Genomic DNA, 14,173 nt, shown 5'->3' on the forward strand with positions numbered 1-14,173 from the left:
CGTGTTGGAGCTCCCGGATATAGCCCGCAGTCATGGATATAGCGAGAAGCTGTATTGGGAGGCAGCGGATATTCCGCGTATCATGCGAACCCGGAGTGTACCACAGGCTTGTGTTGTCGGCGTTAATGGCTGGCCGCGGGTTGCGGAAGATTTGAAGAAGGTAAAAGCATGCATTTCCCGACCATAGAAGATTACGTAGGGCATACGCCCCTTGTCAGGTTGCAAAGGCTTCCGGGTAAGACCAGCAACGTGATTCTGGCAAAGCTGGAAGGCAACAACCCGGCAGGTTCAGTGAAAGACCGCCCCGCGATCAGCATGATTCAGGAAGCGGAACGGCGCGGCGAAATAAAGCCTGGTGATACGCTGATCGAGGCCACCAGTGGTAACACCGGTATCGCCCTGGCAATGGCGGCGGCGATAAAGGGTTATCGCATGGTTCTGATCATGCCCGAGAATGCGAGTGAAGAGCGCCGGGCCTCCATGCGGGCCTATGGTGCCGAGATCGTCAGTGTTACTAAAGAGGGTGGCATGGAAAGCGCTCGGGATCTGGCTCAGAAAATGGAGGCGGAAGGCAAGGGCAAGGTGCTGGACCAGTTTGCGAACCAGGACAACCCGCTGGCGCATTACCGCACTACTGGCCCGGAAATCTGGGAGCAGACCGGAGGCAGGGTTACCCATTTTGTCAGCTCCATGGGCACCACCGGGACCATCATGGGTGTCTCCCGATATCTCAAAGAGCGCAATCCTGATATCCGCATAGTGGGCCTGCAGCCAAAAGAAGGTGCATCCATACCGGGTATCCGTCGCTGGCCGGAAGCCTACCTGCCGAAAATCTATGAAGCTTCCCGCGTCGACACCGTGCTGGATATTGGCCAGCAGGAAGCCGAAGACACCATGCGTGCACTGGCCAGTGAAGAAGGCATCTTCTGTGGCGTTTCCTCCGGCGGCTCCATTGCCGCGGCACTGAAACTGTCTGCACAGGTTGAAAACGCGGTGATCGTGGCCATTATCTGTGACCGGGGCGACCGTTACCTGTCTACCGGTGTGTTTCCCGGCGCCTGAATTAACCAAGACCAGACCCCAGCAAGAGACGTCCTATGAGCAGAAGACGCAGGAAAGTCCTGCCCAACGAGCCGGTGCGTTGTGTTATTGAAACCCTGAGTCACGACGGCCGCGGTATCTCCCGTGATAATGGCAAGGCCCGGTTCGTTGACGGTGCGTTGCCGGGTGAGACGGTGATGGCCAAGGTGATCAGCTCACGCAGCAAGTTTGACGAACTGCGGACAGTCGAGGTGCTGGAAGCCGGTGAAGGCCGGATTACGCCACCCTGCGAGTTTGCGGACCTGTGCGGAGGCTGCAGCCTGCAGCACATGGACAGCGATGCTCAGATCCGGTTCAAGGAAGACACCCTGAGGGAACACTTTGCCCATTTCGGGGGCATCGAGCCGGAAGAATGGGTGCCCCCCATGCGATCACCGGCACTCGGCTATCGTCGCAAGGCCAGACTGGGGGTGAAGTATGTGCCGGCACGAGAGTCGGTCCTGGTGGGGTTTCGTGAAAAACGCAACAGCTTCCTGACCGATATCGACCGTTGTGTGGTTCTGGATCCGCGTATTGGTGACCGCATTACCCCGCTGCGGGAAATGCTCCATGGCCTGGAGGCCTATCGTCGCATTCCCCAGGTAGAAGTGGCCTGTGGGGACCAGGAGGCTGCAATGGTGTTCCGCAACATGGACCCCTTGAGTGAATCCGACACCGCAGCGCTGATCCGCTTCGGCCAGGCCCATGAATTGCATATCTACCTGCAGCCGAAAGGGCCGGATACGGTGCACAGAATCTGGCCGGATTCCGGCGAGGAACGTCTGTCCTATCGCATGGAAGAATTCGACCTGACCATGAAGTTTCATCCCATGGACTTTACCCAGGTCAATGCAGGGATCAATCGCACCATGGTACACAGGGCCGTGGAGTGGCTGGACGTCCAGCCTGGCGAGCGGGTGCTCGACCTTTTCTGCGGGCTGGGGAATTTTACCCTGCCGTTGGCGCGTCGTGCCGCTCAGGTGGTTGGCGTGGAAGGCGATGATGCCATGGTGGTTCGTGGTCGGGAAAACGCGGAACTCAACGGGCTTTCGAATGTCGCATTCCACGGCGCTGACCTGCAGGCGGATTTTACCGCACAGCCGTGGGCGGCAGAGGGGTTCGACAAGATCCTGATTGATCCGCCACGTTCCGGCGCCCAGGAGGTTTGTGAATACCTGACCGCTTTCGGCGCGAAACGGATCGTGTATGTTTCCTGCAACCCGGCCACGCTGGCCAGGGACGCAGGGGTTATGGTGCGCAATGGTTACCGGCTGGTGAGGTCGGGTGTTATGGACATGTTCCCCCACACCACGCACGTTGAATCCATGGCAATGTTCGAACGCGTGGATAACTGATGAACTTCGGTGCCGGTCACGGATGGCCGGATAAACGACCAGGAAGAACAAGAGCGATATGGTAAAAGTTCGCGAAGATTACGCAGTCACGGGCGATGGACAGGTGGATATCGAACGCTGGGTTCGTCAGATCGAATCGCAGACACACCTGGAAGATGCCGAACAGTTCCGGCGGGCGTGCGAAAAAGCGGCAGCTATCGATTTTCAGGCAGTCCGGGAAGACCGCGTATGGGCACCCGGCGCCAGCAGCTTCCGTACCGGTATTGAAATGGCCCAGGTGCTGGTGGAGCTGCACCTGGACCAGACCAGCCTGGTGGCGGCGATTCTCTACCGGGCTGTGCGCGAAGAGCGTATTCCCCTGGAGGAGATCCGTAAAGAATTCGGTGACGAAGTGGCCGGGCTGATTGATGGTGTTCAGCAGATGGCGGCCATATCGTCGATTCACCATCCGCTCAAGGGCAATGTGCTCGGCCAGACCGAGGGCCAGCTCGACAACGTCCGCAAGATGCTCGTTACCATGATTGACGATGTCCGGGTGGCATTGATCAAGCTTGCTGAGCGGACCTGCGCCATCCGTGCGGTGAAAAATGCGCCCGAAGAAAAGCGCATGCGCGTTGCCCGTGAGGTTTTCGACATCTACGCACCCCTGGCGCACCGCCTCGGCATCGGCCATATCAAGTGGGAGCTGGAAGACCTCTCTTTCCGCTACCTGCACGAATCGGCCTATAAAAAGATTGCCAAACTGCTGGATGAAAAGCGGCTGGACCGTGAAAGTTACATCAAGCGGGTGATCACCTCCCTGAAAGACGAGCTGGGGGCTTCCGGCATAGAGGGGGAGCTGTCGGGGCGCGCCAAGCACATCTACAGCATCTGGCGGAAGATGCGCCGCAAGGGTATCGATTTTTCCCAGGTCTACGACGTACGTGCGGTACGGATACTGGTGCCGGCCGTGCGTGATTGCTATGCCGCACTCGGCATTGTGCATACGCTGTGGCGCCACATCCCCAACGAATTTGATGACTACATCGCCAATCCCAAGGAAAACGGCTATCAGTCCCTTCATACCGCGGTGATCGGCCCGGAAGGGAAAGTGATGGAGGTCCAGATCCGTACCCATGCCATGCATGAAGAGGCGGAGCTCGGGGTTTGTGCCCACTGGCTTTACAAGGGCATGGACAAAGGCAACCGTTCGGTGGGCTACGACGCCAAGATCAACTGGCTGCGGCAGGTCCTGGAATGGCAGGAAGAACTTGGCGACCTGTCCGGCCTGGCCGACCATCTGAAATCGGACGTGGCCTCCGACCGGGTGTATGTGTTTACGCCGGAAGGCCACGTGGTGGACCTGCCCCAGGGCGCCACGCCTGTGGATTTTGCCTATCGGGTTCATACCGAGATTGGCCACGCCTGTCGTGGTGCCAAGGTCAACAGCCGCATTGTGCCGCTGACCTATCCCCTGAAAACCGGCGACCAGATATCCATTCTCACCTCTAACAACCAGGCGCCGAGTCGTGACTGGCTGAACCCCAGCCTGGGCTATATCCAGACCTCTCGCGCCCGGGCCAAGGTGACCCACTGGTTCAAACAGCAGGACCGTGACCGCAACATCATTGACGGCAGGGCGATCCTGGAGGATGAATTCAGGCGGCTGTCGCTTTATGACGTGGATCTGAACGACCTGGCCCGCAAGGTGAATTACCAGGCGGCCGAGGACATGTTTGCGGCGGTGGGAGCCGGCGACCTCCGTCCGACCCATGTCGCCAATATCGCCCAGCAGATGCTGGAGCCGAAATCGGAACAGCTGGACCTGAAGCTCAGCACCCTGAGGCGCAAGCCCTACGATACCGAGTCGGACATCCAGATCCGGGGCGTCGGCAAGCTCAAGACCCAGGTGGCGAAATGCTGCAAGCCACTGCCCGGAGACCCGATCGGCGGCTACATTACCGTGGGCCGCGGCGTGACTGTCCACCGGCAGGACTGCATTACCTTTCTGAGCCTCAAGGAGTTCGAGCCCAACCGGATTATAGAAGTAAGCTGGGGTGGTCAACCCGTTGCCGTTTATCCGGTGGATGTGGAGATCCAGGCGTATGACCGTTCCGGATTGCTGCGGGATATCACCCAGGTGCTGTCATCTTCCAAAAGTGACGTGCTGTCGCTGAACACCATGTCCAACAAGGATGAAAACACGGCCACCATGACGGTGACGGTGGAAATATCCAGCCTCGACCAGTTGGCCCGGTTGCTGGCTCAGATCCGCAATCTGCCCAACATCATCGACGTCAGGCGCAAACGCTCATGAGCTATACCATTGACGACCTGAAAACCCTGATGGCACGGCTGCGGGATCCTCAGGCCGGGTGCCCGTGGGATACCCGCCAGACTTTTAGATCCATCGTGCCCCACACCCTGGAGGAAGCCTATGAGGTAGCCGATGCCATCGACCGGGAGGATTATTCGCACCTGGAGGACGAGCTGGGCGACCTGTTGTTCCAGGTAATCTTCTACAGCCAGATGGGGAAAGAGCAACGCCATTTCGATTTCGACTCGGTGGTGGACAATCTGGTGCGCAAACTGGTCCGGCGCCATCCCCACGTGTTTCCGGATGGCACTCTGGAAAGCCGGATCGACCCGGACAATCGCCCCGGTGAGGCCGAGATCAAGGCCAACTGGGAGCGCATCAAGGCCGAGGAGCGGGCGGCGAAACCGGAAGAATCAGCTGATTCCGGGCCTGCAAGACGGCTGGATGGTATTGCCCGGACACTCCCCGCAATGGTGCGTGCTGAAAAACTTCAGCGCAGGGCAGCCAATCACGGCTTTGACTGGCCGGATGTCGAACCGGTGTTCGACAAACTTCATGAAGAGATTGATGAGCTGAAAGAAGCCTGGTATGACGCCTGCTCCGGCGCCGGCCCGGTGGAGGCTGTCGAGGATGAGCTGGGGGACCTGCTGTTTGTCTGCGTTAACCTGGCACGGTTCATGAAGGTTAATCCCGAGCAGGCCCTCAATAGCACCAATCACAAATTCGAGGCGCGATTTAGTGCCATTGAGGAACACCTCGAACGCGAAGGCCGTGATATGGATGGTGAGTCACTGGAGGCGCTGGATGCGGTCTGGCAGGCTGTCAAAGGGATTGAAAAACAGCGGAAAAAGTAACGGATAAGTACAATCCGTTACCATTATTTCCGCCCCCGGTGCGGTTGCTTCGTCTACACTTCCGGTTACGGATGCACACCTTTTGTGCGTCTGGTGGGCCACCAAGAAGATGCAGGAGTGAAGGCACCATGAAAATCAAAGATCTGGTCAATTACTGGGACAAGCATGCACGTGGTCGGCTGACCCGGGATGCGTATTTTGCCAACCTGTCCGACCAGCATCACCAGCGACTGGAAAAACTGGCCGCGTTGTACCCGATGAAGTCCTCCCAGGATCTTATGCGGGACCTGATCTCCGCTGCTCTTGACGAACTGGAGACCAGCTTTCCTTACGTCCAGGGCTCAAAGGTTGTCGCATTCGATGAGGACGGCTTCGAGATCTATGAAGATCAGGGCATGACCCCACGCTTTATCAGCCTCAGCCAGAAGCATATCCAGAAGCTCAAGGCACGCCAGCTGGAATCGGTTGCCTGATCAGGCCAGCAGCCTGATCACAACAGACCTGCGATAACCACGGGGTGGTCCCGCCACCCCGCAGTAGACTGCCCGCCGTTATTTTTCCTTGCCTTCCAGTTTGTCCTTCAACGGGCTCAGCCGGACCAGGTCGTCCAGTGCTGCACCGATCATGTCATTCAGAATATCGCTTTCCGAACGGTCCGGGTAAAGTTCCGCCAGCGCAGCTATGCGCGCAGCATCTTCCAGCGGCAAACGGAGATTGTAATCGTGGCTCCGCTCGACAGGTTCTTTCTTGCCTTCCCAGTGTTTGGGCAGATCGGTTACTTTCATGAATACTCCTTGCGGCCACAGGCTTTAATCGTTAGACAGGCTTTAAGAGTAAATAGTATCGTAAGTTTACTTCGCCTCCGTCAATTTAAAAGGACGTCAATGTGACCGAGCTACACCCCGAACTCCGAGAAAACGTGCGCATGCTGGGTGAGTTGCTGGGACAAAGTATCCAGCGCCAACCTGGCCAGGACTGTTACGAGCTGATTGAAGAAGTGCGCGCGGCGGCCAAGGCAGATCGTCTGCAGGAAAGTGGTTCCGGTCAGCGTCTGGTCGCCCTGCTGGGAAAATTGCGTGATGACGAGTTGCTACCGGTAACCCGCGCCTTTAACCAGTTTCTCAACCTGGCCAACCTGGCTGAGCAGTATCATGGCATCCGACGTAAGCGCGGCCACCAGTCGGATCTGATGGTCGAATCCCTCAGCGAGGTATTCACTCGCCTCAAGAACGGTGGTGTCAGTGCGGAGGATCTGCACCGGCGGGTTGCCGACCTGCGTATAGAATACGTGCTCACCGCCCACCCGACGGAAGTGGCGCGTCGCACACTGATCATGAAATACGACGAGATGTCCGACTGCCTGGCCCGCCTGGATCATGATGACCTGATGCCCGCGGAGCGCGAGGAAATCGTGGACCGGTTGGCGCAGCTGGTCACCGAAGCATGGCACACGGACGAGATACGCCACGAGCGACCAACGGCGGTGGACGAAGCCAAGTGGGGATTTGCCGTTATCGAGAACAGTCTGTGGCAGGCCCTGCCGCGTTTTCTCCGTAGCCTTGACCTGTCGCTTTCCGAGGCTACGGGGAAGGGGCTGCCGCTGGAGGCTTCGCCAATCCGCATTGCCTCCTGGATGGGGGGTGACCGTGACGGCAACCCCAACGTCACCCATGAAGTAACTCGCAAAGTGTTTCTGCTGGGTCGGTGGATGGCCGCCGATCTTTATCTGCGGGATATCCAGGCGCTGCGTGCCGAACTTTCCATGTGGCAGGCCAGCGATGAATTGCGTGCAGTCACCGGGGATTCCCGCGAGCCCTATCGCATAGTGCTGGCAGGGCTGCGGGAAAAGCTGATCAAGACCCGGGATTGGGCGGAAGCCAGCGTTGCCGGCGAGCCGGCGGATACCAAGGATATCCTGTTTGCCAACGAGGATTTCACCGGTCCCCTGGAGCTGTGTTATCGCTCCCTGGTTGAGTGCGGCCTGGAAACCATCGCCAACGGACCGCTGCTGGATACCATTCGCCGGGCTCACACCTTCGGTCTTCCGCTGATTCGCCTGGACATTCGTCAGGAAGCATCCCGCCATGCAGCGGCGGTTGCTGAAATGGTGGACTACCTGGGAATGGGCGACTACCTGTCGTGGTCAGAACAGGAGCGCCAGGACTTCCTGGTGCGTGAGCTCAAGGGTCGGCGCCCATTGGTACCAAGACACTGGCGGCCCTCGGAAGAGGTCGGCGAAGTGCTGGCAACCTGTGAGGTAGTGGCGCAACAGACACCAGAAGCCCTGGGCTCTTATGTCATTTCCATGGCCAGCAAACCGTCAGACGTACTGAATGTGATTCTGCTGCTGCGCGAAGCCGGCATGGAAAACCGGATGCGGGTGGTGCCGCTGTTCGAGACTCTTGATGACCTGCGTGGTGCACCAGACAGCATGGCGGCGCTTTATAATGTGGATTGGTACCGGGATTATTGCGAGGGCCGCCAGGAAGTCATGATTGGCTACTCCGACTCGTCCAAGGATGCCGGCCAGATGATGGCTGCCTGGGCTCAGTACCAGGCCCAGGAACAGCTGACGGAAGTTGCCACGGAGCACGGCATTCACCTGACGCTGTTCCATGGCCGTGGTGGCACTGTGGGCCGTGGCGGCGGTCCCGCCAACCGCGCGATTCTGTCCCAGCCGCCGGGGTCGGTTAATGGCAGCTTCCGGATTACCGAGCAGGGCGAAATGATCCGCTTCAAGTTTGGCCTGCCCCGGCTGGCGGAGCAGAGCCTCACCCTCTATACCACGGCCGTGGTGGAGGCCACCCTGGCACCACCCCGTGGACCGGAACCGGAATGGCGCGAGGTCATGGACTGGCTGACGGAGCGGTCCCTGAAAGCTTACCGGGACGTGGTCCGGGATAACCCCGAGTTTGTTCCCTATTTCCGCCAGGTCACCCCTGAACAGGCCCTGGGCAAGCTGGCCCTCGGCAGCCGTCCGGCAAGACGCAAACCCGGCGGCGGCGTGGAAAGCCTGCGGGCCATTCCCTGGATATTCGCCTGGACCCAGATGCGCCTGATGCTGCCCAGTTGGCTGGGTAGCGACGTTGCCCTCGAAGAGGCTTTCCGCGAGGACCGTGTGCCGGTGCTGCGGGAAATGATGCAGAAATGGCCGTTCTTCAAGACCTACGTGGATATGCTGGAAATGGTGCTGGCCAAATCTGATCTGCGAATTGCCAGCTACTATGAACAGACCCTGGTCAGCGACCCTGAATTGCTGGAGCTGGGCAGAAGCCTTCGGGAACGCCTGCAGGGTTGCATCCGCCACTTGCTGGAACTGAAGGAGCAGGAGACGCTCCTGGAACAGGAACCTGTATTTGCCCATTCCATGCGTGTACGTAATCCGTATACTGATCCGCTACACTACTTGCAGGCCGAACTGTTGAAACGCGACCGCGAAAGTGAAGGCAAAGGCGAAGTTCCGGACATGGTAGAACGTGCCCTGAAGGTCACCATGGCAGGCATCTCGGCAGGTATGCGGAACACCGGATAATGAAACGGACCACAGGAGTAACGCCGTGGCGTTAGCGGCAAGACTGGAAGGTTTTCTGACTCGCAAGGGCATCGCCTACCGTGAACTGGCGATTGATCAGGTGCTCAACTTCGATGCCGCGGTTATGGCGTCTGGTCGCTCGCAGGACGAGTTTATCCGTGCCACGCCGTTGATCGACATCAATGGCGTCGTCATGGCTGTCCATGGATACAACACCAGTCTCGATATGGATCTGGTCCACAAACTTACGGGCAGGCGCTTGCAACCACTGACCGCCCGCCAGTCCGCACGCCTGTTTGCAGACTGTGACCCGGGGTTCCAGCCACCGGTAGGCGCTGCCTATGACATACCGGTATTGGTCGATCAGGACGTACTGGGTTACTCGCGCACGCTGATGTGCTGTGGTACCGACAACACTCTGTTGGAACTCGACCGCACGTCATTGGCCAGGGCATTGGCCGATGCAACACCGGGACACCTGGTGATTCGTGGCCAGAACAACGGAGAACGTGAGGCACTGACGCTGGAAGAGGTGGCCGATAAACTTCAGAAGTTATATCGCCTGCCGCCCATGCCGGCATTGGCATTACGTATTCTGAGGCTGACTGCCAACACCGAGGCCACCGCCCGGGAACTGGCGGAGCTGATCGAGTTTGATCCGAGTCTGACGGCGCAGATCATGCGCTACGCCCGGTCAGCACTCTTCAACTATCCCGGCCAGATCAACTCCGTGCAGGAAGCGGTTACCCGTGTACTTGGCTTTGATCGCGTCGCCCACATAGCCCTGGGTATCGCGTCAGTCCGCGCTTTTGAAGTGCCCCGTCAGGGAATGCTGGGGATGGATCAGTTCTGGCGGCATTCGCTGTATTGCGCCTTCCTGTGCCAGCGTATGGCACCGAAGTGCAATGCTGACAAAGGGCTGGCCTATCTTTGCGGATTGCTGCACAACTTTGGCCTGTTACTGATCGGGCACCTGTTCCCACAGGAGTTCAACGAGCTCAACACCCTTCGCGAAGCCAATCCGGAAGCCAGCATGCATTCACTGGAGCAGCAGGTATTCGGTGCCGATGACAACCAGCAGATGCTGGCCGTCGGCCATGGTGCCATTGGCGGTATTCTGCACCGGTTGTGGGAATTGCCGGATCCGGTCGTCAAGGCTGCGGGCATGCACCAGCACCAGGGATATCAGGGCGAGCATGAAAGCTATGTGCTGATGGTTCAGCTTGCCAACGGGTTGCTCAAGGAGAAGGGCATCGGGGATGAGTTCAACCCGGATGATCTGACTGCCCTGGCAACCCCCCTTGGGCTGACAGACGGCGATGTCACACTGCTCAGTGAGGAGATCGACAAGGTTTCCGGAGATCTGGACGCGTTGGCACTTTCCCTGTCATCCTGACCCCGAATGCTTGCAGATGACAACCTGATGGTACCTTTTGGTGCATGCTACGGAGGTCCACTTTCTCTGAGGTGGCTGAGTTCGTATAATGCGCCTTCTTCGGCATGGCGCGTCGGGCTGTGGCCGGCGAGAGGCTGTCGCAAAGCCGCAGGGTTTTGCCACAGCTTTTCAAATGATAATGACTACAACGGGAGCACAGCGTTATGAGAATCATCATGTTAGGCGCGCCAGGCGCGGGCAAGGGGACTCAGGCCCAGTTTATAACCGAGCGGTTTGGTATTCCCCAGATTTCCACCGGCGACATGCTGCGCGCAGCGGTCAAGGCCGAGTCGGAGCTTGGTAAACAGGTCAAGGAAGTGATGGCTTCCGGGGGCCTGGTGTCTGATGACATCATCATTGCGCTGATCGAAGAGCGGGTCAAACAGCCGGACTGCAAGAACGGCTTCCTGCTGGACGGTTTTCCCCGCACCATTCCCCAGGCTGAAGCCCTGAAAGATCAGGGTATCGACATCGACTACGTGGTCGAGATTGCCGTTGACGACGAGGAAATCGTAAGTCGTTTGTCGGGTCGCCGGGTGCATGAGGGCAGTGGCCGCATCTATCACGTGAAATATGATCCGCCCAAAACCGAAGGCAAGGATGATGAAACCGGTGAACCTCTCGTTCAGCGCGCCGATGACCAGGAAGAGACGATTCGAAAGCGCCTGAAGATTTACCACGAGCAGACGGCACCGCTGGTCAACTATTACCAGGACTGGGCGAAGAAAGACCCGGCTGCTGCCCCGCAATACGTGCGTGTTGAAGGCGTTGGTGGCCTTGATGACATCCGCGATCAGATCCTTACCCAATTGAAGTAACGGCGTGAAACTACTGGCACTGGATACCTCGTCCGAGGGCTGCTCGGCGGCTCTGTTGGTGGATGGCAGCGTGGCGGAGCGGTTTGAACTTGCTCCCCGGGGGCATACCCGGCTGCTGATGCCGATGGTCCGCGAGCTTCTTGCTGAACAGGGTCTGGTGCCCGCTGAGCTTGATGCCCTGGCATTTGCCTGTGGTCCGGGGTCTTTTACCGGTCTGCGAATTGCCACGGGGGTCGTTCAGGGCCTGGCCTATGGCCTTGACGTGCCTGTTGTTCCGGTGTCGTCACTGGCCGCCGTCGCGGCGGGTGCCATTGCCCGTTTCTCACTGTCTGACGGTGCCGGTATCGCGGTGGCGTTTGATGCCCGTATGGGCGAGGCCTACTGGGCGTGCTATATCTGCCGGGCCGGCCAGCCAGAGCTGATGGGTGACGAGCAGGTATGTGCGCCGGAATCCGTTGCCCTGGTCTCGGGCAGTTCGGACTGGTTTGGTGCTGGTCAGGGTTGGGCGTTGCGGGACAGCTTTCCGGCCGCCGTTACCGGCGCGATGACGAAAATCGATGCATCCCTGGTGCCCAGAGCTTCCCGAGTCGCTGAACTGGCCGCCCTTGCGTTTCATGAAGGTGCCGGTGTTTCTGCTGCAAAGGCCCAGCCTGTCTATATTCGCGACGAAGTTGCCTGGAAGAAACTCCCCGGCCGTTGATAACCTCCCCGCTACCACCCGGAAACACTGCCCATGGAACTGTGGCACATTATTGTATTGGCTGTTATTCAGGGGCTGACGGAATTTCTTCCGATCAGCAGCTCCGCTCACCTGATTCTGCCGTCGCAGATTCTGGGCTGGCCGGATCAGGGCCTCGCCTTTGATGTGGCGGTGCACGTGGGCACCCTGGCGGCGGTGGTCTGGTACTTCCGCAAGGAAGTTGTCAGGCTCACCGTTGCCTGGGCAGGAGATACCGCCCGTGGCCGGGTGGGGCAGGACAGCGGGCTTGCCTGGGCGGTTATCGCCGGTACTGTTCCGGCCGGTCTGGCAGGGATCCTGCTCAACGATTTTATCGAGTCCTCCCTGCGTTCGGGGCTGGTTATTGCCGCCTCTACCGTCGGCTTTGGCCTCGTGCTCTGGTGGTCGGATGCGGTAGGGCGCCGTGCCCGGGAATTGCCATCCCTGACCATGAAAGATGCCGTGATCATCGGGTTGGCCCAGGCGCTGGCTCTGATTCCCGGCACCTCCCGCTCCGGTATAACCATCACCGCTGCACTGTTCCTGGGCTTTGGCCGGGAGGCAGCGGCACGCTTTTCGTTCCTGCTCTCTATTCCGCTGATCCTCGCCGCCGGCCTGTTGAAGACGCTCGAACTGGTGGAGCAGGGTGGGGCAACCGACTGGGCTGCCATTGCACTGGGCGCTGCGCTGTCGTTTGTCAGCGCGGTGATCTGTATCCACCTGTTCCTGAAGTTTCTTGAGCGGCTCGGCCTGATGCCGTTTGTCATCTACCGGATGGTGCTTGGTGTGTTGCTGATTGTCATGCTGTGGTAGAGAGCAGAACAAAATGTGACCAGCCAGCTTTTAAAACCGGGTTAAATCTTTCATAATCCGGGTTCAGTTATAACCACAACCGGTGTGCCTGAAATGATTGGTGGTGTAAATCCTAACAGCGGCCTTCCGTTCCAGTCCGGCAATAACAGCCCGGTCAGGGAACGCAGTGATGTGGCCCGTGCACCAGCGACAGCGCCGGATAACAACAGCGATGCGGTCCGGCGGGACCTCTCGGACACCCGTTCCCGTAATGCCGAAGCTCGGCCAATACCTTCCGCAGAGTCCCTTGAGCGGCGCATTGAAGCCCGCCAGGCGGCAGAAGATGTTAGGCTGGAGCGTTTTCGCGCCGACGAAGTACCCCTGAATACCTCAAGAGCCTTATCCACATTTGCCGATGTGGCCGCCCGGGGCGATGCCCCTGATAATGTCCTGGCCGGCATCGATATTCTGGTTTGATGTCTCCCCCGAACAGCCCCCCTGAACTCGCCGTTGCCTGCAGCCCCCTGGGTGATGGCCTTGCTGCGAAGCTGATGGCTGAACAACTCTCGCTGCCGTTTCTTGGTACGGTGCGCCCACGCGATGTCCGGGATTATCCGATGCTACTGTTTTCCGATGAAAACGGCCTTGGCCTGCAGGTAACTGGCAAAGGGGCCCCGGGCCCGGTCCGGGCAGAATTCGTAACGGGAAAGGCGGGATATCGCAGAGAGCATGGCGGCGGTACCGGCCAGCTGATCGCTAAAGCGGTTGGCCTGCAGAAAACAAGGCAAGCGCTGCATGTTCTGGATGCGACTGCCGGCCTTGGTCAGGACGCGTTTGTGCTGGCGTCCCTGGGCTGCAAGGTGACGCTTTTCGAGCGCTCACCGGTTATACATGCGTTGCTCAGTGATGGTCTTGCCAGGGCCGCCCTGAACGAGCAGAGCGCGCCGTTGGCTGCGCGCATGGCGCTGCAGCCGGGGAACAGTATTGACTGGCTTGGGCGGGCGGAGAAAGGTGCAGTGGATGTCGTTTACCTGGACCCGATGTTTCCCCACCGGGACAAATCGGCACTGGTAAAAAAAGAGATGCAGGTATTCCGCACGGTGGTGGGTGACGACGACGATTCCCCCGAACTGCTGGCAGCGGCTCTGGCAGTGGCAACCTACCGGGTGGTCGTCAAGCGCCCCCGCAAGGCCGGCCCGGTGAGCGGCCCGGAGCCGACCACCCGTACTGAGGGTAAAAGCAGCCGCTATGATATCTATTCCATCAAGGCGCTACCCGGCAGTTAATGTACCC

The 14,173-nt window shown here is 59.0% G+C and carries 13 protein-coding genes; 12 read left to right on the top strand and 1 reads right to left on the bottom strand.

From position 1 onward, the window contains the following. Positions 1 to 168 precede the first annotated feature (168 nt). From cysM to QPL94_RS14085, 5 genes are all read left to right on the top strand, one after another. Entirely contained in the window at positions 169 to 1,062 is an 894-nt protein-coding gene (cysM, locus tag QPL94_RS14065; protein WP_285358204.1) for a cysteine synthase CysM, read from the top strand. A 35-nt stretch (positions 1,063 to 1,097) separates the two neighbouring features. Continuing rightward, a complete protein-coding gene (rlmD, locus tag QPL94_RS14070) occupies positions 1,098 to 2,435 on the top strand; it encodes a 23S rRNA (uracil(1939)-C(5))-methyltransferase RlmD (RefSeq protein ID WP_285358205.1) in 1,338 nt (445 codons plus the stop codon). A 58-nt stretch (positions 2,436 to 2,493) separates the two neighbouring features. Beyond that, complete coding sequence (gene relA / locus QPL94_RS14075; RefSeq protein ID WP_285358206.1) at positions 2,494 to 4,731, top strand: GTP diphosphokinase; 2,238 nt, start codon at positions 2,494 to 2,496, stop codon at positions 4,729 to 4,731. Beyond that, the gene (gene mazG, locus QPL94_RS14080) at positions 4,728 to 5,585 is read left to right on the top strand and encodes a nucleoside triphosphate pyrophosphohydrolase (RefSeq protein ID WP_285358207.1); all 858 of its coding nucleotides are present in this window, start codon (positions 4,728 to 4,730) and stop codon (positions 5,583 to 5,585) included. The genes relA and mazG overlap by 4 nt, the downstream gene beginning before the upstream one ends. 128 nt (positions 5,586 to 5,713) lie before the next feature. After that, positions 5,714 to 6,058, top strand: a complete 345-nt coding sequence (locus QPL94_RS14085; protein WP_137437558.1) for a pilin assembly protein — start codon at positions 5,714 to 5,716, stop codon at positions 6,056 to 6,058. 78 nt (positions 6,059 to 6,136) lie between these two features. Here the strand turns inward: QPL94_RS14085 and QPL94_RS14090 are convergent, their stop codons facing one another. After that, positions 6,137 to 6,370 carry a hypothetical protein gene (locus tag QPL94_RS14090; RefSeq protein ID WP_027831232.1) on the bottom strand — a complete coding sequence of 78 codons (234 nt, stop codon included), beginning with the start codon at positions 6,368 to 6,370 and terminating at the stop codon, positions 6,137 to 6,139. A gap of 101 nt (positions 6,371 to 6,471) precedes the next feature. Here QPL94_RS14090 and ppc point away from each other — a divergent pair, with 101 nt between their 5' ends. From ppc to QPL94_RS14125, 7 genes are all read left to right on the top strand, one after another. After that, complete coding sequence (ppc, locus tag QPL94_RS14095; RefSeq protein WP_285358211.1) at positions 6,472 to 9,117, top strand: phosphoenolpyruvate carboxylase; 2,646 nt, start codon at positions 6,472 to 6,474, stop codon at positions 9,115 to 9,117. 25 nt (positions 9,118 to 9,142) lie between these two features. Further along, positions 9,143 to 10,513 carry an HDOD domain-containing protein gene (locus tag QPL94_RS14100; protein WP_285358213.1) on the top strand — a complete coding sequence of 457 codons (1,371 nt, stop codon included), beginning with the start codon at positions 9,143 to 9,145 and terminating at the stop codon, positions 10,511 to 10,513. Between the two features lie 203 nt (positions 10,514 to 10,716). Further along, entirely contained in the window at positions 10,717 to 11,370 is a 654-nt protein-coding gene (gene adk, locus QPL94_RS14105) for an adenylate kinase (protein WP_285358214.1), read from the top strand. A gap of 4 nt (positions 11,371 to 11,374) precedes the next feature. Beyond that, positions 11,375 to 12,070 carry a tRNA (adenosine(37)-N6)-threonylcarbamoyltransferase complex dimerization subunit type 1 TsaB gene (tsaB, locus tag QPL94_RS14110; protein WP_285358215.1) on the top strand — a complete coding sequence of 232 codons (696 nt, stop codon included), beginning with the start codon at positions 11,375 to 11,377 and terminating at the stop codon, positions 12,068 to 12,070. Between the two features lie 33 nt (positions 12,071 to 12,103). Continuing rightward, positions 12,104 to 12,901: an undecaprenyl-diphosphate phosphatase gene (locus QPL94_RS14115; protein ID WP_285358217.1), complete on the top strand. Its 798-nt coding sequence runs from the start codon at positions 12,104 to 12,106 to the stop codon at positions 12,899 to 12,901. A gap of 93 nt (positions 12,902 to 12,994) precedes the next feature. Then, entirely contained in the window at positions 12,995 to 13,357 is a 363-nt protein-coding gene (locus QPL94_RS14120; RefSeq protein WP_285358218.1) for a UDP pyrophosphate phosphatase, read from the top strand. Beyond that, entirely contained in the window at positions 13,357 to 14,166 is an 810-nt protein-coding gene (locus tag QPL94_RS14125; protein WP_285358219.1) for a class I SAM-dependent methyltransferase, read from the top strand. Before QPL94_RS14120 ends, QPL94_RS14125 begins: the two co-directional genes overlap by 1 nt. The last annotated feature ends 7 nt before the right edge of the window (positions 14,167 to 14,173 follow it).

The sequence above is a fragment of the Marinobacter sp. SS13-12 genome (assembly GCF_030227115.1).
Taxonomy (GTDB): domain Bacteria; phylum Pseudomonadota; class Gammaproteobacteria; order Pseudomonadales; family Oleiphilaceae; genus Marinobacter.